At 58.6% G+C, this 20,309-nt stretch carries 22 protein-coding genes and 1 riboswitch; of the genes, 19 read left to right on the top strand and 3 right to left on the bottom strand.

From position 1 onward, the window contains the following. Positions 1-78: 78 nt before the first annotated feature. Together ACE1BR_RS06630 and ACE1BR_RS06625 are read left to right on the top strand one after the other, a co-directional pair. Positions 79-1,263, top strand: coding sequence for an FIST signal transduction protein (locus ACE1BR_RS06630; protein WP_374868708.1), 1,185 nt, complete (start codon positions 79-81; stop codon positions 1,261-1,263). Between the two features lie 17 nt (positions 1,264-1,280). After that, positions 1,281-3,377 (top strand): ATP-binding protein, encoded by a 2,097-nt coding sequence (locus tag ACE1BR_RS06625; protein ID WP_374868706.1) that lies wholly within the window; start codon positions 1,281-1,283, stop codon positions 3,375-3,377. 250 nt (positions 3,378-3,627) lie between these two features. Here the strand turns inward: ACE1BR_RS06625 and ACE1BR_RS06620 are convergent, their stop codons facing one another. From ACE1BR_RS06620 to narQ, 3 genes are all read right to left on the bottom strand, one after another. Next, the gene (locus ACE1BR_RS06620; RefSeq protein WP_374868704.1) at positions 3,628-4,203 is read right to left on the bottom strand and encodes an LON peptidase substrate-binding domain-containing protein; all 576 of its coding nucleotides are present in this window, start codon (positions 4,201-4,203) and stop codon (positions 3,628-3,630) included. Between the two features lie 103 nt (positions 4,204-4,306). Beyond that, positions 4,307-4,945, bottom strand: coding sequence for a two-component system response regulator NarL (narL, locus tag ACE1BR_RS06615; protein WP_374868702.1), 639 nt, complete (start codon positions 4,943-4,945; stop codon positions 4,307-4,309). Beyond that, the gene (narQ, locus tag ACE1BR_RS06610; protein WP_374868700.1) at positions 4,945-6,657 is read right to left on the bottom strand and encodes a nitrate/nitrite two-component system sensor histidine kinase NarQ; all 1,713 of its coding nucleotides are present in this window, start codon (positions 6,655-6,657) and stop codon (positions 4,945-4,947) included. Before narQ ends, narL begins: the two co-directional genes overlap by 1 nt. 78 nt (positions 6,658-6,735) lie before the next feature. Next, positions 6,736-6,876: riboswitch (molybdenum cofactor riboswitch) on the top strand. Between narQ and moaA the strand changes: the two genes are divergently transcribed. The 17 genes from moaA (at position 6,864) to ACE1BR_RS06525 (ending at position 20,235) form a co-directional block, all read left to right on the top strand. Next, on the top strand, positions 6,864-7,859 hold the full coding sequence (moaA, locus tag ACE1BR_RS06605) for a GTP 3',8-cyclase MoaA (protein ID WP_374868698.1): 996 nt from the start codon (positions 6,864-6,866) through the stop codon (positions 7,857-7,859). (Overlaps the previous riboswitch by 13 nt.) Positions 7,860-8,098: 239 nt before the next feature. Beyond that, a complete protein-coding gene (napF, locus tag ACE1BR_RS06600; RefSeq protein ID WP_374868696.1) occupies positions 8,099-8,641 on the top strand; it encodes a ferredoxin-type protein NapF in 543 nt (180 codons plus the stop codon). Then, a complete protein-coding gene (locus ACE1BR_RS06595; RefSeq protein ID WP_374868694.1) occupies positions 8,638-8,925 on the top strand; it encodes a chaperone NapD in 288 nt (95 codons plus the stop codon). Before napF ends, ACE1BR_RS06595 begins: the two co-directional genes overlap by 4 nt. 101 nt (positions 8,926-9,026) lie before the next feature. Beyond that, a complete protein-coding gene (gene napA, locus ACE1BR_RS06590) occupies positions 9,027-11,516 on the top strand; it encodes a nitrate reductase catalytic subunit NapA (RefSeq protein ID WP_374868692.1) in 2,490 nt (829 codons plus the stop codon). A gap of 15 nt (positions 11,517-11,531) precedes the next feature. After that, on the top strand, positions 11,532-12,275 hold the full coding sequence (napG, locus tag ACE1BR_RS06585; protein ID WP_374868690.1) for a ferredoxin-type protein NapG: 744 nt from the start codon (positions 11,532-11,534) through the stop codon (positions 12,273-12,275). Next, on the top strand, positions 12,272-13,147 hold the full coding sequence (napH, locus tag ACE1BR_RS06580; protein WP_374868688.1) for a quinol dehydrogenase ferredoxin subunit NapH: 876 nt from the start codon (positions 12,272-12,274) through the stop codon (positions 13,145-13,147). The genes napG and napH overlap by 4 nt, the downstream gene beginning before the upstream one ends. Continuing rightward, positions 13,147-13,602: a nitrate reductase cytochrome c-type subunit gene (locus ACE1BR_RS06575; RefSeq protein ID WP_374868686.1), complete on the top strand. Its 456-nt coding sequence runs from the start codon at positions 13,147-13,149 to the stop codon at positions 13,600-13,602. Before napH ends, ACE1BR_RS06575 begins: the two co-directional genes overlap by 1 nt. A gap of 11 nt (positions 13,603-13,613) precedes the next feature. Continuing rightward, complete coding sequence (locus tag ACE1BR_RS06570) at positions 13,614-14,204, top strand: cytochrome c3 family protein (protein WP_374868684.1); 591 nt, start codon at positions 13,614-13,616, stop codon at positions 14,202-14,204. A 242-nt stretch (positions 14,205-14,446) separates the two neighbouring features. Next, positions 14,447-14,953, top strand: coding sequence for a molybdenum cofactor biosynthesis protein B (moaB, locus tag ACE1BR_RS06565; protein ID WP_374868682.1), 507 nt, complete (start codon positions 14,447-14,449; stop codon positions 14,951-14,953). Positions 14,954-14,962: 9 nt separating this feature from the next. Continuing rightward, a complete protein-coding gene (gene moaC, locus ACE1BR_RS06560) occupies positions 14,963-15,487 on the top strand; it encodes a cyclic pyranopterin monophosphate synthase MoaC (protein ID WP_374868680.1) in 525 nt (174 codons plus the stop codon). Next, entirely contained in the window at positions 15,484-15,729 is a 246-nt protein-coding gene (gene moaD / locus ACE1BR_RS06555) for a molybdopterin synthase sulfur carrier subunit (RefSeq protein ID WP_374868678.1), read from the top strand. The genes moaC and moaD overlap by 4 nt, the downstream gene beginning before the upstream one ends. 2 nt (positions 15,730-15,731) lie before the next feature. After that, positions 15,732-16,205, top strand: coding sequence for a molybdopterin synthase catalytic subunit MoaE (gene moaE / locus ACE1BR_RS06550; RefSeq protein ID WP_374868676.1), 474 nt, complete (start codon positions 15,732-15,734; stop codon positions 16,203-16,205). A gap of 88 nt (positions 16,206-16,293) precedes the next feature. Next, complete coding sequence (gene modA / locus ACE1BR_RS06545) at positions 16,294-17,022, top strand: molybdate ABC transporter substrate-binding protein (RefSeq protein ID WP_374868675.1); 729 nt, start codon at positions 16,294-16,296, stop codon at positions 17,020-17,022. Between the two features lie 108 nt (positions 17,023-17,130). Next, entirely contained in the window at positions 17,131-17,811 is a 681-nt protein-coding gene (modB, locus tag ACE1BR_RS06540) for a molybdate ABC transporter permease subunit (RefSeq protein WP_374868673.1), read from the top strand. Next, the gene (gene modC, locus ACE1BR_RS06535) at positions 17,808-18,893 is read left to right on the top strand and encodes a molybdenum ABC transporter ATP-binding protein (RefSeq protein WP_374868671.1); all 1,086 of its coding nucleotides are present in this window, start codon (positions 17,808-17,810) and stop codon (positions 18,891-18,893) included. Before modB ends, modC begins: the two co-directional genes overlap by 4 nt. 88 nt (positions 18,894-18,981) lie before the next feature. Further along, on the top strand, positions 18,982-19,761 hold the full coding sequence (locus ACE1BR_RS06530; protein WP_374868669.1) for an alpha/beta fold hydrolase: 780 nt from the start codon (positions 18,982-18,984) through the stop codon (positions 19,759-19,761). A 183-nt stretch (positions 19,762-19,944) separates the two neighbouring features. Beyond that, positions 19,945-20,235 (top strand): Bor family protein, encoded by a 291-nt coding sequence (locus ACE1BR_RS06525; protein ID WP_374868667.1) that lies wholly within the window; start codon positions 19,945-19,947, stop codon positions 20,233-20,235. Positions 20,236-20,309: the final 74 nt, after the last annotated feature.

Below are 20,309 nucleotides of genomic sequence, written 5' to 3'. Positions count from 1 at the left end.
TGTTAGCAAGAGCAATAAGATAATTGTTTGATAAAGGTATGATTTTTGCTTGCGACCGCTATCCGATAAGACAAGGAGATGGTGTTGAAATTTCTGACCGTTCACTCCCTCGCCCAGAATTCATCGCTGGCGGCTCAAGATATCTGCGCGCGGTTACGCCGCTATACCGAGCAAGCACCCTCCCTTTTGCTGGTCTATTTTACCCAAGCTCATGACGGGGCGATACTGCGCGAAGAGTTGAAACGCCAGTTCCCGGTCACCCGATTGCTGGGGTGTAGCTCCTGTGGCGGCGTGATGACAGAGATGGGGCATCATGCGAGGCAGGGTTATGGTCTGGCGGTGGCGGCCCTGTACGATGAGCGGGGAGCTTACGGGATCGCGGGTGCCAGAGGTGAGCATGTGGATGTGCGGCAGTTGCTGCGCAGAGCCATGAGCGATTGTGGCCGGCCTGGCGAGTTACCCCAGCTCATCCTCTTGCATACCAGCCCGGGGCAGGAGGAGGGGTTGCTGGCTGGCATAGAAGCCGAGCTTGGTGCATCGGTACCGGTGGTCGGTGGCTCTGCGGCCGATAACGGTGTAAGTGGCGAGTGGCAACTGTGTTGGGATGATGAGGTCAGCTCGGATGGCATTGTGCTGGCAGTACTCTACCCGGAGTGTCAGTTGGCGTTCCAGTTTCACTCCGGCTATGTGCCTGCCGAACACAGCGGCGAGATCACCGCCTGCAGCGGGCGGGAGGTGCTCACCATTGATCACCAGCCTGCCGCCGAGGTTTATGCTCGCTGGTGTGGGCGCGATCATCCCTGGTCTGCTGGTGCTATTTTGCGGGAGACCACCTTGACCCCGCTAGCCCGCCAGGTGGGCATGCTGGATGGTATTCCCTACTATAAACTCTCCCATCCCGAGGCCGTCACCGAGCAGGGGGGGTTGCGCCTCTTTACCGATGTGGTGCAGGGAGAGCGGTTGCTGTTGATGTACAGCAGCCAGGAAGGGTTGTTGCAGCGCAGTCTCAATGCCATCCGGATTGAGCCAACCTATGGGGTTGATGCCGAGTTACAACCGATCGGTGCCCTCATCATCTTTTGTGCTGGTTGCCGTTTGGCGCTTGGTGAGATGTTGTGCCAGTTTGTCGAGCAGAGCCAGGCTCGTCTCGGCAAGATCCCGTTTATTACACCCTTTACGTTCGGTGAGCAGGGGCGGTTGCCCCATGGCGAGCTGGCCCATGGCAACCTGATGGTATCGAGCGTGATCTTCCTGACCAGTTGAGCAGAGCAGGCAACAAGATGATTGGCAACAGTGAACTGGAAGCCCTTGGTGACAAATTGCAGACCACGCTGGTTGATCTCATGCGCTGTCGCGAGCGTGAGGCCAAGTACCGTCATGAGTCCCAGACACTGTTGGGCGGGGTTGCCACATTGGCGGATGCAAAGACCCTGGAGCAGGTGCTGGAGAGCCTTATCCAGGTGCTCAAACCCTTTATCGGATTTGAGCATGCAGATGTGGTGGCTTGGGAGGGGACACAGGGGATAACCCACCTCAGCACCGAGCCGGGTCAGTGTGGGCGCCACTGGTTGATGACGTCAGCCTTTGGCCGTGCCATTGCCGGAGAGACGCTGGTGATCTATGACCCTTCCCAGTTGCCTGAGCTGGCGCCACTGGCGAGCGAGCCGGGTTGGGCCAGCGTGATGCTGACCGGGCTGCAGGCTCCCGGTTTTACTGCTGTCATCATCTGCCGTCATTCACAGGCGGGCACGTTTGACCTCACCAGCAAGGCAGCCATGCAGCGCTGTCGCCCGCTCATTTCACAAGCCTTGGTCAACATCACATATCGCGCGCGTTTACAGGAGCAGGTCGAGGTAAAAACCGAGGCATTGCAGGCCAGTGAACGCCGTTTTCGCAGTTTCGCCGCCATGGCCTCGGACTGGTTCTGGGAGACGGATGCCGAGCATCGGCTCAGCTATGCATCCGAGCCGGGATACCTTGATGAGATGACGCCGCTGGCCACGCGGCCGACCCTTTATGACTATGTTTGCAACAAGCAGAGTGCCGAGTCGCAGTCTTATCTCACGCTGCTGGGGCAGCGCAAGCCGGTGCGGGGTGTACGCATGCAGGTTGCGCTGGTCGAGGGGCCCTGCTGGATGGAGGTGAGTGCCGAGCCCTGCTTTGACCATGTCGGCACCTTCACCGGGTATCGCGGAACGGCACGGAATATCAACAACCAGATCCGCCGTGAAGAGGAGTTGGCTCGGGCACGGGATGAAGCTGAAGCGGCTAACCGTGCCAAGTCCCAGTTTCTTGCGATGATGACCCACGAGATCCGCTCTCCCATGAATGCGGTGCTGGGGATGCTCGATTTGGTGCTGCATGCCGAGCTGGCACCGGAGCAGCAGCAACTGTTGCGCCATGCCACCCATTCGGCAAGGTTGCTGCAGACAATCATCGATGACGTACTCGATTTCTCGAAAATCGAGTCCCAGACCTTGGCATTCCACTGTGAAACCCTGCAACCGTTCAGGCTGTGCCAATCCCTGATTGAGCCGTTACAGCGTCGCGCCCAAGCCAAGGGGATTGCGCTGCACTATCGGGTGGATGAGGCGGTCCCGATGGCGTTGCAAGGGGATCCGGTTCGCCTGTCACAGGTGATGGGGAATCTGCTCGATAACGCCCTCAAATTTACCGATCAGGGACAGGTGACGTTGCACCTTGGTTGGCATGAAGAGAAGCTGCGGGTCTCGGTCTGCGATACCGGAATAGGCATCGCCGAAGCAGATCAATCCATGTTGTTTGAACCCTTCTCCCAGGTCGATAACTCGGCCACCCGCCGTTTTTCCGGTACTGGCCTCGGTCTTGCCATTAGCAAGCGGTTGGTGGCATTGATGGGGGGAGAAATCCGGTTGGCGAGCGAGCCGGGCAAGGGAAGCTGTTTCTGGTTTGAACTCCCCGGTATGGCACTGCCTTGCGACTGCCAGCCCCAGCCGGAGGAGACTCCCCCCCCTTTGCTGCCACTGGATGTGCTGGTGGTGGAGGATAGCCCGGTTAATCAGCTGGTGGTGTCGCTGATGCTGAAAAAACTGGTGAGCAAGGTGCGTCTTGCAGCCAACGGTCTGGAGGCGCTGGCCCAGGTAGATGAACACCAACCGGACCTGATCCTGATGGATATGCGGATGCCCCTGATGGATGGACTGGAAGCTACCCGACGGCTACGGGAGTTGGGATGCGCCATGCCTATCGTCGCGTTGACAGCCAATGCGATGGCGGAGGACAAGGCGTGCTGTCTGGCGCAGGGGATGGATGATTTTCTGGCCAAGCCAATTACGTTATCGCGGCTGAGAGAGTGTCTGCAGCGTCACTTTGGTCAGCGGTTGCCGACTCGCGGATAAAAAAAATGGTCAACTTTGTGGGTTGACCAGTTCTTCAGCAAATACTGAAGAGAGCACGGGATAAATCGGGTTGTAAAAATCTATATGAAAAATCTGTGCCAACTTTTATAAGGACTCTTTTGTGTTCATTTCGGCCGTTTAGCGCAGCGGCTCTCTCTTGTTCTGACCTATTTCGTTCCTACTCATTTGCAAAATGCAAAAATCTTATTTTCATTGTTGGAATAATTGCATTTTGCAACGCTGTTTTTTGTCATTGCGAAATCAGGCGATGCAGGAATTTGCGGGCTGCTTCGCTGTTTTGTTTGGCAATCAGCATCTGCTTTTCATAAATCGGCATCGGCAGAATCTCGAGCCAGCGTTGGCAGAGCCAGGCCGCATCTTCAAATCGTTTGTCCGGATAGAGCTCGTCCAGTTCAGGGTACTGCTCGAACACCTCGCGCAGGCGGTTGACCAGCAGCTTGTCGTTGAAATCAGAGTGGGTGCTTGGCCAGTTGGGGAGCATCTCTACTTTGGCCCGGCGCAACCCCATGGTGTCGGTTTCCATCTCGTGGATACAGAAGCGCTCAAGCCCAAGGACAGTGATGCCCAGTAGTCCATCGTTCAGGGTATAAAAGTCGGTTACCTTGACCCGGGTGCCCACTGGCAGGATCCGCCCCGATTGACCGGAGCTGGTCGACTCTTCCATCACGATGCCAAATCCCTGATCGTTGATGAATGACTCCTTGAGCATCTGCAGATGGCGTGGCTCGAACAGACGCAGAGGAAGCTTGCCGCCGGGAAGTATGTGGGAAGGCAAGGGGAACAGCGCCAAAGGTTGTAGTTTCATGTTCCATCCTCCATTGAGTAGTTGCTGTATAGGGCAATGCAGCGACTGTGCCAGAGAATGAAAAAAGCCACCGGAGGGTGGCTTTTCGGGGGGAAGATAGCGCTCAGTTGCGCTGTTCCAGATACATGACAGCCGCTTCCACGCGGCTTTGCGCCTCGAGTTTCTTCAGCAGGCTCTTTACGTGAACCTTGACCGTTCCCTCGGAGATATGGAGTACCGAGGCGACCTGTTTGTTGGAGAGGCCTTTTGCAATTTCGCGCAGGATTTGCATTTCGCGACGCGTTAAGCTTTCCAGCTTCTGTTGCAGGTGATCCAGCTCGTAGATGTTTTCGAGATAGGGGCGCAGCGGTTCGCTCAGGATCTGCTTGCCGGTCATCACGTCTGCCAGCTGGGCCAGCAGCAGATCAGGCTCGGTATCCTTGAGCAGGTAGCCATCGGCTCCCGCCTTGAGCAGCGCGATCACATCCTGGCGAGCATCGGAAACGGTGAGGATCACCACCCGGGAGGTGATCTCTTCAGCGCGCAGTGCCTTGAGGGTGTCAAGACCCGATAGTCCCTTCATGTTGAGGTCTAGCAGGATCAGATCCGGTTCTGACTCTTTGGCAAGTGCCACGGCATCTGTACCGTTGGAGGCTTCGCCAGTTACCTCCATGTTCTCTTCCAGAGCTAGCAGCTGCACAATCCCTTTGCGCATCAGGGGATGGTCGTCCACGACCAGAACACTGTATTTCATCTCGTCCATCAGGCGTCTCTCGTTAGACTGGTGGGAAAGGTCAGATGCACGCGGGTGCCTTGTGGCTGTTGTTCACTGATGGTCAACAGACCATGCAGCTTGCTGGCACGCTCGTTCATGATGCTCAAACCGTAGTGGTTGATCGCCGAGCGGGCGAGTCCGATCCCGACACCGTCATCTGAAATCTGGACCTCGATGTTACCACTGGCGAGGGTCTCACAGCTAACATCAATCACTTGCGCGTTGGCATGTTTGATGGCGTTGAGCACTGCCTCACGGATCAGCTGCAGGATGTGAATATGCTGACCCGCCTCCAGATCGGTGTCGGCCAGACCGTAGTGGCACCTGATCTCGGCCTGAGTTTGCGGCTGCAACTGATCGAGCATGACCCGGATCGCTTCGCCCAGATTGGCGTCTCCGATGGTGAGACGGAAGGTGCCGAGCAGCTCGCGCAGCTGGGTGTAGGCGTTGCTGAGTCCCTCATCGATCTGCTGCATCGCCTCTTGGGTTTTTTCCTGCTGCCCTTTGGCATAGGAGCGTTTGAGCAGCGTGGACTGGATCTTGAGATAGGAGAGCGCCTGGGCCAGCGAATCGTGCAGCTCTCTGGCAATCACTGCCCGCTCCTCCATCAACAACAATCGCTGCTGCTGTAGCTGGGTCTGATCCTTGTGCAGCACCTGGGCCAGCAACATGGTGAAGTTTTTGATCAGTCGTTCATCGATAGGATGTTGGCTGATGATGTCGAGGCGGCCGAACTCCTGCTCGTCCATTTGCAGATAGAAGCTGGCCACCGCATCAAGATCGCCGGGCCAGCCGGTGCGCCCCGAGATGTAGACCGGCATGGCATTGTGCTCGAAGCGGGTCAGCCGGATATGGTCGATATGCTGGTGGGCGGCTGCCCTGTCCAGCAGCTTGATCAAGGTGCGGGTGCTGAGCGGGGCTGCGTGCAGCTTCTGGGCGGTTGAGTAGAGAAACGAGAGGGTATCGTTGGCCTGCTGCAGCTTGGCGGTTTTCTCCTCGACCTTGTTTTCCAGCTCCCGATAGAGCTTGCCCAGCTCGTCCGCCATGGTGACGAAGGCGCGCGACAGCTCCCCCAGTTCATTTTCGCCGTGGGCGGGCAGTTGCAGATCGAAGTCTTGGCGCTGGATCTGGCGAGCGCAGAAAACCAGCTGGTTGAGCGGGGCAACCACCTGCTGGCGGGTGAAGCGTACCGTGAACCAGGCGATGGTGATGATAGCGAGCAAGCCGAGCCCCTCTGCCAATGCCAGCATCCGCACCTTGAATTCGACATGGTATTGCATCTGATTTACGAAATTGTCGATGGCCGCCACAAACTGTTCGGTGTTATCGGTGTAACGTCTGGGGGTGCGATCCTCGATGTGCTGGCGCATCACCTGCCACTGACCGAGTACCTCGCCATAGGTACGGCGCAGAGAGGCGGGGGTGATCCAGCGTTGGGTCTCCTGTAGCTCCGCAGCATGAAGTGTCTCTTCAAACTGGCTCAGACGGCCCAGTACGCTGTCGCCCCGTTCGATCTCGTAGGCCATCCGGTAGGCTTGCATCCGCAGCGAGCCGGAGAGGTTGATCGCCTTGGCGTCAGGTACCGAGTAGAAAAGGGTCACCATCGCGACCAGCGCAATCAGGCTCGCCATGAAAAGGATCAATACCATAGCGCGGCCAATGGCACTGCTGACCGAATGGACCCTGAATCGTTTTCCCATACTGATGCGCACCTCTGGCTAGTGATAAGGACTCAGCAAGATGCGTGGGAGTGTACTCCAACTTGTGTTAGCATCGAAAAACTAGATGAACTCCGAGCGGTTTTGCCTACGTCCTTGCGATAGGGGAAAACCAGCCGACAGCCGTTGTGCGAGCTGTAAGGGTCAGGAAAGAAATGCCCTGGCCTCCCGTATTTGGAAAGGTGTTTATGTTGCCACTTGAAGATGGTTTTTCCCGTCGTTTTTACTATTTGCGTCTGTCAGTGACAGATGTTTGCAATTTCCGTTGCACCTACTGTCTCCCCGACGGTTATCGCCCTGCTGAAGACCACAAAGAGGGGCGTAAATCTTTTCTCTCGGTTGACGAGATCCGCCGCGTGGTGAGTGGCTTTGCTGCCATGGGTACCCGCAAGGTGCGTATCACCGGCGGCGAGCCCTCCTTGCGTCGTGATTTCACCGAGATCGTCAATGTGATCGCGACCACGCCGGGCATCGAGAAAGTCGCCATGACCACCAACGGTTATCGCTTGAAAGAGCGGGCCCGCGAATGGTTTGACGCCGGACTTAATGCGCTGAATGTCAGTGTCGACAGTCTCGACCCGCGCCAGTTTCACCAGATCACCGGTGAAAACAAGCTGGCCGAGGTGATGGAGGGGATCGAAGCGGCGCTCGCTGCCGGTTTCAAATCGGTGAAGATCAACGCCGTGCTGCTCAAGGGGCTTAACGACTACCAGCTCGATGCCTTTTTGGGCTGGATCAAGCACAAGCCCATCGAGCTGCGTTTCATCGAGCTGATGCAGACTGGCGAGATGGATACCCTGTTTCGTGACCACCATGTCAGTGGTGAGCTGATCAAGCAGCGCTTGCTTGAGAGTGGCTGGGTACAGCAGCTGCGCGGCAAGGATGATGGTCCGGCCCAGGTCTTTATGCACCCGGAGTCGCAGGGCGGGGTGGGTCTCATCATGCCCTATAGCAAAGATTTTTGTGCCGGTTGCAACCGGTTGCGGGTCTCCTCGAAGGGGAAGCTTCACCTCTGTCTGTTTGGCGATAACGGTGTCGATTTGCGTGATCTTCTGACGACGGATCAGCAGTCGGATGCACTGCAACAGCGCATTCGTGCCGCGTTGGCTGGCAAGAGTGCCAGCCACCGCCTTCATGAAGGCAATGCGGGCATCACCCCTCATCTCGCTTCTATCGGCGGATAACCGCAAAAAATTGCCAACGATTAAATAGCAATCCTCACATGGAGGTATTTTAACCGATACCTCCATTTTTATTGCGCTGCAAGGCTTTGATCTAGCGCAATAATCCCCTCTGTTTATCTCCCTGGTGGTATATCCCTGCCCTTGTCAGGACCGCAATATACACCCACTCTTATAATTGGTATCACAAATGCCAATCTTGGACTCGCACCGCACCCTTCTCCAACCAAACGGGAGTCAATATGCCGGATGAGATCGATCTTACCCGCCGTGGCCTGTTTCGGGGGCGGCTGCGAACCACCGAGCCGCCGCTGCAGTTGCCCTGGTCGGTGAACTGGTCTGCCTTTGTCGCCGACTGTACCCGTTGTGGCGACTGTCTGGCCGCCTGTCCGGAGCAGATCCTGGTAAACGGGGAGGGTGGTTTTCCGGTGGTCGATTTCCAGCTTGGCCAGTGCACCTTCTGTACCGAGTGTGTGTCAGCCTGCAAGGCGCCGCTGTTTCGCCCGACCACCGAATCCCCCTGGCACTACCAGGCCCATATCGAGGCTAACTGTCTGGCCAATGGTCAGGTGTTCTGCCAGCGCTGTCAGGACAGCTGCGAGCCCCATGCCATTCGCTTTATGCCGGTACTGGGACGAGTGCCCACCCCGACGATCGATCCGGGTCGTTGCAATGGTTGTGGTGCCTGTGTGCAGGACTGCCCGGTTGGCAGCATCAAGGTTGACGGGCGAGCAGCCCCATTAGGTGGTGTGAGCCAGCCCACCCTCAAGCAGGAGTCAGAATGAGCCAGAAGCCGTGTGACACAGAAGCCACCAAGGATCAGGAGTTCCATGTATCGAGTCTGGTGGTGCTGACCCAGCCCCCCTTGCGCCATCAGCTCGCCGAGCAGATTGGCGCCCTTGAAGGGGCCGAGATCCACGCCGTCAGTGACGAGGGCAAGTTGGTAGTGACCCTGGAAGGTCCGAGTCAGCGGCCGATCATGGCGGCGATTGATGCGATACAGGCGATGCCGGGCGTGCTCTCTGCCGCCCTGATTTACCACCAGTTCGATGAACTCGGCGGTCATTGAAAGGATTGATGGGATGCCGGGTGTGGCTTCTGCCGCTGGTGGTTGGCTCCCGTTCGACAGATTCGACAACTATTACGCGATAAGCAATGTGAGGATATGCCATGAAGCTGAGTCGACGCGACTTTATGAAGGCCAACGCGGTGGCAGCTGCCGCGGCGGTGGCCGGTGTCAGTGCCCCCACGCTGGCAGCCAATCTCATCACCAGTACCGACAAGACTGCCATCCATTGGGATAAAGCCCCCTGCCGTTTCTGTGGCACCGGCTGCTCCGTGCTGGTGGGTTCTCAGGATGGTCGGGTCGTGGCGACTCAGGGTGATCCCGATGCACCGGTCAACCGTGGCCTCAACTGCATCAAGGGCTACTTCCTCTCCAAAATCATGTATGGCCAGGATCGCCTGACCCAACCGATGTTGCGGATGAAAAACGGCCAGTTCGACAAGGATGGCGACTTCGCCCCCATCAGCTGGGATCAGGCGTTCGACATCATGGCCGAGAAGTTCAAGGCCACCCTCAAAGAGAAGGGGCCGACCGCCGTCGGCATGTTCGGCTCCGGTCAGTGGACCGTCTGGGAAGGCTATGCCGCCGCCAAGCTGATGAAGGCCGGTTTTCGTACCAACAACATCGATCCCAACGCCCGCCACTGCATGGCCTCCGCGGTAGTCGGCTTTATGCGTACCTTTGGCATGGATGAGCCGATGGGCTGCTACGACGATATCGAGCAGGCCGATGCATTCGTGTTGTGGGGCTCCAACATGGCCGAGATGCACCCCATCCTCTGGTCGCGGATGTCCGATCGTCGCCTCTCCAACCCCGATGTGCAGGTGCACGTGCTCTCTACCTTCGAGCACCGCAGCTTCGAGTTGGCGGACAACGGCATGGTATTCACCCCGCAGACCGATCTGGCGATCCTCAACTATGTCGCCAACTACATCATCCAGAACGACAAGGTGAACTGGGAGTTCGTCAACAAGCACACCGTGTTCAAGAAGGGGGTTACCGACATCGGTTACGGTCTGCGCCCGACTGATCCGCTGCAGCAAAAAGCGAAGAACCCGGATAGCGGCGATGCCACTCCGATGACCTTCGAGGAGTTTGCCAAGTTCGTGGCGGATTACGATGTGGAGTCGGTCTCCAAGCTCTCTGGCGTCTCCAAAGAGAAGCTGGAAAAGCTGGCCAAGCTCTATGCCGACCCGAGCAAGAAGGTGGTCTCTTACTGGACCATGGGCTTCAACCAGCATACCCGCGGTGTCTGGGCCAACAACCTCTGCTACAACATCCACCTGCTGACCGGCAAGATCTCCCAGCCGGGCTCCGGTCCTTTCTCCCTGACTGGCCAACCTTCTGCGTGCGGTACCGCGCGGGAAGTGGGCACCTTTGCCCACCGTCTGCCTGCCGACATGGTGGTGACCGAGCCCAAGCACCGCGCTATTGCCGAGAAGATCTGGAAACTGCCGGAAGGCACCATTCCTGACAAGGTGGGTTTCCACGCTGTGCTGCAGGATCGCATGCTCAAAGATGGCAAGCTCAACGCCTACTGGGTGATGTGCAACAACAACATGCAGGCCGGCCCCAACATGAATACCGATCGCCTGCCGGGCTATCGCGATCCGCGCAACTTCATCGTGGTATCCGATCCGTACCCGACCGTAACTGCCCAGGCTGCCGACCTCATCCTGCCCACCGCCATGTGGGTGGAGAAAGAGGGGGCCTACGGCAACGCCGAGCGCCGTACCCAGTTCTGGCACCAGCAGGTGAAAGCGCCGGAAGGGGCCAAGTCCGACTTGTGGCAGCTGATGGAGTTCGCCAAGCGCTTCAAGGTGGAAGAGGTGTGGCCAGCAGAGCTGATTGCCAAGATGCCGGAAGTGAAGGGCAAAACCCTGTTCGACGTGCTCTATGCCAACGGTCAGGTCAACCAGTTCCCGAAAGAGCAGAGCAAGGGGGTGCTGAACGACGAGGCCGAGCACTTCGGGTTCTACGTCCAGAAGGGGCTGTTTGAAGAGTACGCCAGCTTCGGCCGTGGTCATGGCCACGATCTGGCTCCGTTCGATCAGTACCACGAAGCCCGTGGTTTGCGTTGGCCGGTAGTGGATGGCAAAGAGACCCTGTGGCGCTATCGCGAAGGGTTCGACCCTTACGTCAAAGCGGGCGAGGGGGTGCGCTTTTATGGCAAGCCCGATGGCAAGGCTGTCATCTTCGCCCTGCCGTTTGAGCCTGCCGCCGAATCGCCGGACCAGGAGTATGACCTCTGGCTCTCCACCGGTCGCGTGCTGGAGCACTGGCACACCGGCACCATGACCCGTCGGGTACCCGAACTCTATCGCGCCTTCCCGGATGCAGTGTTGTTCATGCACCCGGAAGATGCCAAGGCCCGTGGCGTACGCCGTGGTGAAGAGGTGATCGTCTCCTCTCGTCGCGGCGAGGTGAAGACCCGGGTCGAGACTCGTGGCCGCAATAAACCGCCCAAAGGCTTGGTGTTTATGCCTTTCTTTGATGCGAGCCAACTGGTCAACAAGTTGACTCTGGACGCCACTGATCCGCTCTCGAAAGAGACGGATTACAAGAAGTGCGCCGTCAAGGTCGTCAAGGCATAAGGCGGGGAGCGCGAGATGAGTCGTAGTCGGCGCCAGTTTCTGGTCGACATGGCCTCTCTGGCAAAAGGGGCCTGCGGTGTGGGCCTGCTTGGCGTGGGGCTTGGCGGCATGGCACGCCAGCAGGTGCATGCAGTGCCGGCTCAGGCGCTGCGTCCCCCTGCGGCCCTCGATGAGGGAGAGTTCCTCAGCGCCTGCGTGCGCTGCGGGCTCTGCGTCGAGGCGTGCCCCTACGACACCCTCAAGCTGGCCCGGCTGTTTGAGCCGGTGACCACCGGCACCCCCTACTTCAAGGCGCGCGCCGTCCCGTGCGAGATGTGTGATGACATCCCTTGTGTGGTGGCCTGCCCGAGCGGGGCGTTGGATCAGACCATGACCGACATCGATCAGGCGCGGATGGGCGTGGCAGTGCTCATCGATCACGAGACCTGCCTCAACTATCTGGGTCTGCGCTGCGATGTCTGTTATCGGGTCTGCCCGCTTATCGACAAGGCGATCACCCTTGAGCTGCAGCATAACCAGCGCACTGGCAAGCACGCCATGTTCCTGCCCACGGTGCACAGCGATATCTGTACCGGCTGTGGCAAGTGCGAGCATGCCTGCGTGCTGGAGGAGGCCGCCATCAAGGTGGTGCCCCGCCAGCTCGCCAAAGGTGAGCTGGGTCATCACTACCGGCTTGGTTGGGAAGAGAAAGCGAAGGCGGGCAAGTCGCTCATCGGCGACAGGCTCACCCTGCCAACCCGCAAACCGGAGGGGCTATGAGTCGTTATCCGGGAGATGAGGCGCGCATCAAGCTGGGGTGGTGGCGTGCTCATCGCTTCCTGCTGCTGCGTCGGCTGAGTCAGTTCAGCGTACTCGGGCTGTTTTTGCTGGGGCCGCTGGCGGGCATCTGGATCCTCAAGGGCAACCTCTCCAGCTCGCTGTTGCTGGAGACGGTACCGCTGACCGATCCGCTGACCCTGTTGCAGTCGCTTGCTGCAGGCCATTGGCCGATTCCCACCCTGTGGTTGGGGGCTGTCATCGTGCTGGCCGGTTACTGGCTGGTCGGGGGGCGGGTGTTCTGCTCCTGGGTCTGCCCAGTCAACCTCATCACGGACGCGGCGGCCTGGCTCAGGGGGCGTTTTGGCCTCAAGGGCAACGGTCAGTTCAGCCGTGCGACCCGTTACTGGCTACTGGCCATGGTGCTGGTGGTGCCTGCGGTGGTCGGGGTGATGGCGTGGGAGTTGGTCAACCCGGTGTCGCTCGCCATGCGCGGTCTGCTATTTGGTATGGGGGCGGGCTGGGCCCTGTTGGCGGCGCTGTTCCTGTTTGATCTCTTCGTGGTGGAACGGGGTTGGTGCGGTCATCTCTGTCCGGTGGGGGCCTTCTATGTCCTGCTCAACCGGAGCGGGTTTATCAAGATTTCTGCCAAGGGACGCGAGCGGTGCAACAACTGCATGGATTGTTATGCGGTTTGCCCGGAGCGTCCGATCCTGCGCGGGCCTGTTCACGGTGCCAAGCGCGGTCACGGGCCCTTGATTGTGGCTCAGGAGTGTACCAACTGTGGCCGCTGCATTGATGTCTGCGCGGAACAAGTTTTTGAAATCACTGTAGGTTTTGCCGTCAAGGCAGAAAAAACGTCGGAGAACACATAATGAAAAAGCTGATTGGCGCAATGCTGGCCTGCCTGATGGCGGGCTCCTTGATGGCAGCCACCCCTGAAATCACCAACAGTACCGGTGGGATAAAGTCCGAGCGTGGCGACATCGATCTGGTGACTGATGCCGATGCCGCCCCGTTGAAAAACTTCCGCAAGGATGGTGCACCTTACGATCGCCAGTACATGCACCAGCCGCCGTTGATCCCCCACGATATCCGCAACTACGAGGTGGATACCAAGGTCAACAAGTGTCTCTCGTGCCACAGCTTCAAGAATGCCAGCGCCATGAAGGCACCCAAGATCAGCCCGACTCACTTCGAGACCCGGGATGGCATGACGCTGGGTGAAGTCTCCCCCCGCCGCTACTTCTGCCTGCAGTGCCATGTGCCGCAAGCGGATGCCAAACCGCTGGTGGAGAATACCTTCAAGCCAGTCGACGCACTGAACTGAGGAACCCATAGATGAAATTACCCGGCTTTATCCAGCGTCTGTGGATCACCTTCAAATCACCGTCAAAGGCGGCCCTCTGGGTACTGCTGCTGATGGGTTTCTTCGGTGGTGTTATCTTCTGGGGCGGTTTCAACACCGCCATGGAAGCGTCCAACACCGAGGCCTTCTGCACCAGCTGTCACGAGATGAAGGACAACGTGTTCGAGGAGTACCGCGACACCATCCACTACGCTAACCGCTCTGGCGTACGGGCCAGCTGCCCGGATTGCCATGTGCCGCATGAATGGACCTACAAGATCATCCGCAAGGTGCAGGCATCCAAAGAGCTGTGGGGCATGCTGACCGGCAAGGTCGATACCCGCGAGAAGTTCGAGTCGCACCGGCGTGAAATGGCGGAGCGGGAGTGGCAGCGGATGAAAGACAGCGATTCGCGCGAGTGCCGTAACTGCCACAACTTCGAGTACATGGACTTCTCCGTGCAAGGGCAGCGTGGCGCCCAGATGCACTCCACCAGTTTGGCCAGTGGCGAGAGCACCTGTATTGACTGTCACAAGGGGATTGCTCATCAGCTGCCCGACATGACCGGAGTGAAGGGGTTCTGATCCTCTTTGCGCAGGTCGGGTTTGCCCGACCTGCGTTTTGTCTATATATGGGACAAACATCAGATTTGTGAGTCTTTTAAATCCCATATCTCGTGAAACCTTTGATAGAATCAGCCCGCCGTCAAGCGCTTGAGCAAGTTGGTTACTCCTGTCTGCGTCAGTTTCTGCATCGAGACAGATGACCCCTCATACCCCTTCTCTTCCTGCCTCGTTGACGGCCCATAGCCATAAGGAGCTGCCCGATGGGACAGAAAAACAACGCATTTATTCCCCTCAAGATTGCCGTGCTGACGGTCTCCGACAGCCGTACCGCCGCCGATGACAGCTCGGGTGACTATCTGGTCTCGGCCCTCACTGACGCGGGTCATCAACTGGCCGACCGCGCACTTTGCCAGGATAACCTGTTTCGCATTCGGGCCCGGGTGAGTGACTGGATCGCCGATGAAGGGGTACAGGTAGTGCTGATCAACGGTGGCACCGGTTTCAACGAGCAGAACCGGGTACCGGAAGCCGTAGGCGTGCTGTTCGAGCGTACCGTACAGGGCTTTGGCGAGATGTTCCGCCAGCTCTCCTTTGCCGAGATCAAGGGCTCCGCCATGCAGAGCCGTGCGCTGGCAGGATTGGCCAATCGCACCCTGATCTGCTGCCTGCCCGGTTCCACCGGCGCCTGCCAGCTGGGCTGGGAGCAACTTATCCGCGAGCAGCTCGATGCCCGCACCAAGCCGTGCAACTTTGTCTCCCACCTTTGAGAGCAAGCGATGAACCAGACCGATCCCAAGCAGATTCAGCCTAACTTGACCCACCTCAACCAGAGCGGCGAAGCCCATATGGTGGATGTGACCGACAAGCAGGTGACCGAGCGTGAAGCCCGTGCCGAGGCGTTTGTCGCCATGGCACCCGAGACCCTGGCGCTGATCCTGAGCGGTCAGCATCACAAGGGGGATGTGTTCGCCACCGCCCGCATCGCGGGCATCATGGCGGCCAAGAAGACCTCTGATCTTGTCCCCCTCTGCCATCCGCTTGCCTTGACCAAGGTTGAGGTGGAGATAGTGCCGCTGCCCGAGCAGGATCGGGTGCATATCCGCACCCTCTGCAAGCTCTCCGGCAAGACCGGCGTGGAGATGGAAGCGTTGACGGCTGCATCGGTGGCGGCGCTGACCATCTACGACATGTGCAAGGCGGTACAAAAGGACATGGTGATTGAACAGGTACGACTGGTGGAAAAAAAGGGCGGTAAATCCGGTCACTTCCAGCTGGGTGTGACTGCAGGAGAGCAAGCATGATCAAGGTACTGTTTTTTGCGCAAGTAAGAGAGCTGGTTGCGTGTGACGAGTTGAGTCTGCCTTGCGACTACGCCACTGCCGAAGCACTGCGTGCAGCTCTCTGTGAGCGCGGCGACAAGTGGGCGCTGGCCCTTGAGGCGGGCAAGTTGCTGGTGGCAGTCAATCAGACTCTGGTGCCCCTCGACACGCCCCTCAATGATGGCGATGAAGTTGCCTTTTTCCCGCCGGTGACCGGAGGCTGATGATGAGCGAGGCAACCATGACCGATCGCATTCTTGTACAGCGGGCCGATTTCTCGCTGGCCGATGAATATGCCCGCCTCGCCACCCGCGCTGACAGTGGCGCCATTGTGACCTTCGTTGGCAAGGTGCGCGATTTCAATCAGGGGGAGGAGGTGAAGGGGCTGGCTCTTGAACACTACCCCGGCATGACCGAGAAGGCGCTGGCCGATATTGTGCAGGAGGCCCGCCGCCGTTGGCTGTTGCAGGAGTGCACCCTGATCCACCGTATTGGCGAGTTGCTGCTTGGCGATCAGATTGTGCTGGTGGCGGTGAGCAGTGCCCACCGTGACGCCGCGTTTGATGCCTGCCATTTCATCATGGATTTTTTGAAAACCCGGGCGCCGTTCTGGAAAAAAGAGCTGACCGCCGAGGGCGTACAACGCTGGGTTGAGGCCAAGGAGAGCGACAACACTGCCGCCGCCCGCTGGCAAGTTTGACCTGCTTACGGTAAGGGGCGCAGGTTCAACGGAAGCCGTGCCCCAGTCTTGGGGCTGGCTTGGCCAGACCCGCATCAGGAGGAAAGGAATGAAACCGCTGTTATCTGTTGTCATGTTGGGGATCTGTGCTGCCACCTTGCATACCGGTGTTGCGCAAGCTGATGAAGTGAAAGTGGCCGTGGCGGCCAACTTCAAGGGAACCATCGAGCGGATTGGCAAGGAGTTCACAGCCAAGACCGGCCACACCCTGGCTATCTCTTCTGCCGCGACCGGAGTGCTCTATACCCAGATCAGCCATGGTGCGCCGTTCGATCTCTTCCTCTCCGCCGATGTGAAAACGCCGCAGAAGCTGGAGCAAGAGGGTAAGGGGAGCGATCGCTTCACCTACGCCATCGGCCAACTGGGGCTGTGGCAGAAGGGGGGACCCGCTCCTGATGAAGCGACCCTGCGCAACTGGAAAGGCAACCTTGCTATCGCCAATCCGAAAACCGCCCCCTATGGTGCTGCCGCTATGGCAACCCTTGACCATCTCAAGATCGATCCCAAGCAGTACCGTCTGCTGACAGGTACCAACATCGGTCAGACCTGGCAGTTTGTTGATACTGGTAATGCCGAACTGGGCTTTGTTGCCTGGGCCAATCTGGTGGAAGCGGGCAAGACCGGCGAAGCCTGGGCTGTGCCTGCCAGCTTCTATCCGCCCATTGAACAGCAGGGGCTGGTATTGAAGAAAGGGGCGGCGGTTGATGCTCTGGTGGCCTGGCTCAAGGGGCCGGGTCAGGAGCAGATCAAGGCCGCAGGTTATGCGTTGCCGCAGTGATGGCATGAACGTGAACCGGCAGATGGCGGGTCGACCTTCGGGTCGGCCCGCCTTTGCGAGTGAGAAGGGATGCCATGTTGTTATCTCAATTGATGCGGGAGGCTGGCGATGAGTGAAGGGGATCTGCTGGCGGTCTGGTTAACCTTGCGGTTGGCTGCCAGTACCACCGGCATCCTGTTGTTGCTGGCGCCACCACTGGCATGGTGGTTGTCGCGCAGCCAGAACCGGCTGCGCCCCTTGGTGGAGGCGCTGGTGGCGTTGCCACTGGTTCTGCCCCCCACGGTGCTGGGTTTTTATTTGCTGCTGGCCTTCTCTCCTGAATATGGTTTCGGTGCCTGGTGGCGTCACACCTTCGGTGCGCCACTTGCCTTCAGTTTTACCGGCCTGCTGCTCGCTTCCATTCTCTATTCGCTGCCCTTTGTGGTTCAGCCGCTCACCTCCGCCTTTGTCAATATGGGCAACAAGGAGCTGGAGGCCGCCGCTACGCTGGGGCTGGGTCCACTGGAGCGTTTTTTCCACATTATCTTGCCGATGACCCTGCCGAGCTTTGTGATGGCAGCGGCCCTTGGCTTTGCGCACACCCTGGGGGAGTTTGGCGTGGTGCTGATGATTGGCGGCAATATACCCGGCGAGACCCAGGTGCTCTCCATCGCCCTGTTTGACCACGTGGAGACGATGGATTACCAGAGTGCCCATGTTCTGGCGGGCGGCCTGATGGGCTTCTCGCTGGTGATGCTGGTACTGGTCTACGGGGTGTTGCAACGTCGGCAACGGAGGCTGTTTGGATGAAGCCGTCACCTGTTGATGCACAGAGCAACACGTTGCAGCTCGAGGCCAGGCGCGAGTTTGGCCCCTTTACCCTCGATTGCGAACTGCTGCTCGAACTGGGGGGGATCCTTGGCCTGTTTGGCCCCTCCGGCTGTGGCAAGAGCACTTTGCTGCGCATTATCGCCGGGCTCGATCGCCAAACGGGGGATCGTTTGCAGTGGAATGGGCAGTTGTTTGCGAAACGGCTACCCGAAGCACGTCGCATCGGACTGGTGTTTCAGGATTCGCGGCTCTTCCCCCATATGACGGTGCTGGGTAATCTGCAATTGGCTGCTCGCAAGGGGCGAGGGCGCTGGCAGCCTGAAGTGCTGGCGGCGCGACTCGGTTTTGCCGATCTGCTGGCGCAGCCGGCGCATGCCCTCTCTGGTGGTCAACGCCAGCGGGTCGCGCTGGGGCGGGCGCTGCTGGCCGAGCCCGATCTGCTGCTGCTTGATGAGCCTTTTTCTGCGCTGGACCGGCGCAGCCGCATCCATCAGGCCCATGTGCTCAAGGGGTTGCAGCAGGAGAGTAGCATACCCATGATCTTCGTCAGCCACGCCATGGAGGAGGTGAGCCTGCTCTGCGATCAGCTGGTACTGCTCGAAGGTGGCAGGGTGGAGGCGCAGGGCAGGCCGAGCGAGATCTTTGCCCGCACTGACCTCTCGCTTGCAAGCCGTGACGATGCCGGGGTGATGCTGGATGCCACGCTGGCCCATTACGACGATGATGAGCAGATGGCGACCCTGCTATTGGGCGATCAGCGTCTGCGGGTCACCATGAACCATGTGCCCGATGAGAGTGGCCTTTTGCAGATCAAGGTGGCCGGGCGGGACGTGGTGATCGCCACTGCCCCCATCGAGCACTCCAGTCTCTCCAACTGCCTCACCACCCGGTTGCTGACAGAACGAGAGGTTCGTCCCGGCCAGACCCTGTTGCAGTTGGCGCTGGGTGAGCAGATACTGCTGGCCCGGATCACCAGCCGCTCCGCCAGGCGCTTGGCGTTGGCGCCGGATCAGCAGATCTACGCCTATATCAAGGCGGTGAGTCTGGTCAGCGAAGGTTGAGTCGTCCCCGTTCTGATAGAGTGTGGCGGTGACGGGAGCAATAAAAGCACCAAATGGTTCATGGAATGAGTCGAGAGGCAATGAACTGATGCGCCGCAATCAGGTGATGAAATCGAACGGTCTGGCCCTGCGCAGTGCGGGGGAGGGCCCCTTGCTGCTGTTGCTGCATGGGCTGGGCTCCTCCAGCCTCGACTGGCAGGCGCAGCTCGAGCGTTTTTCCGAACACTACCGGGTGGTGGCGCTCGATCTGCGTGGCCACGGCCAGAGCATGCAGGAGGGGCCGTTCGACGTAGCGACTCTGGCGGCCGACGTGGTGCGCTGGCTCGATGAGCAGCCAGAGCCCGCCTGGGTGGTGGGATTGTCGCTGGGTGCCATGGTGGCGCTGGAGCTGGCACTGCAACTGCCGCACAAGGTGCAGGGATTGGTGCTGGTCAACGGCTTTAGCGAATTTTTGCTGGAAACGGCAAAAGAGCAGGAGCGCTATGCCCAGCGCCTCAAGTGGTTGCGCTGGTTTGGCATGCGTCCGCTCGCCTGGTGGCTGGGGCGCGAGCTCTTTCCCGGTTCAGATCTTGCCCAAGTGCGCCACACCTTCCGGTTGCGCTTCGTACGCAACAACAAGAAGAAGGTCTACAAGGCACTGCTGGAAGCCTTGCCAGGCTGGTCAGTGCGCGCCCGTCTCGGTCAGATTTGGCAGCCGGTGGCCATCATCTCCACCAGTCATGACTACCTGCCGCTCGCCAAGCGGGTGGAGCAATTTGCCTCCCTGCCCAATGCTACCATCCACACTCCCAATGGCCACCACGCCTGGCCTGCAGAAGATCCTTCCGGGTTCAATCACCTGTTGCAACGGATATTGGCCACCCATTAAAACCGAGCTCTGCCGTGAGCTTGGCTCGTCGCATTTTGAAACAATTGTCATGTTGTAGTGGTTGATTAATCTCATTAACTTGGGTGATGCAAGAGGGATATTTTTACACCACATTGACTGTAGAAAATTCACCTCTTTTCATCCGGTTAGACCGAAAATAATAATATTGTCAGGGACAGTAAAATGAAAAAAATAGTATTGACTGCAATCACTGCATTAATGATGGCGGGTTGTGCCCAGCAAGGTTTCACGGTTCATTCGGGCACTGCGGCTGCGCCGACCAAAGAGGTGACGCATCACTTTTTTATCTCGGGTTTGGGTCAGAGCAAAACGATTGATGCGGCTGCTGTATGTAACGGTGCGGACAAGGTTGTGCGTGTCGAATCGCAGCACACTTTCCTTAATGGCCTGTTGGCTACCGTTACCTTCGGAATTTATACCCCGCGTGAAGCTCGCGTTTATTGTGCCGGTTAATTTCTGGGAATGTGTTTGAACTGAAAAAGCCGGATCAGATGATTCGGCTTTTTTGATCATGCTGTCCCATCGGC

Origin of the sequence: Aeromonas sp. MdU4 (assembly GCF_041929505.1) — a bacterium.
Classification (GTDB): domain Bacteria; phylum Pseudomonadota; class Gammaproteobacteria; order Enterobacterales; family Aeromonadaceae; genus Aeromonas.
Note: the sequence above shows the minus strand (reverse complement) of the source record. Positions and strands in the feature narration are given on the sequence as shown.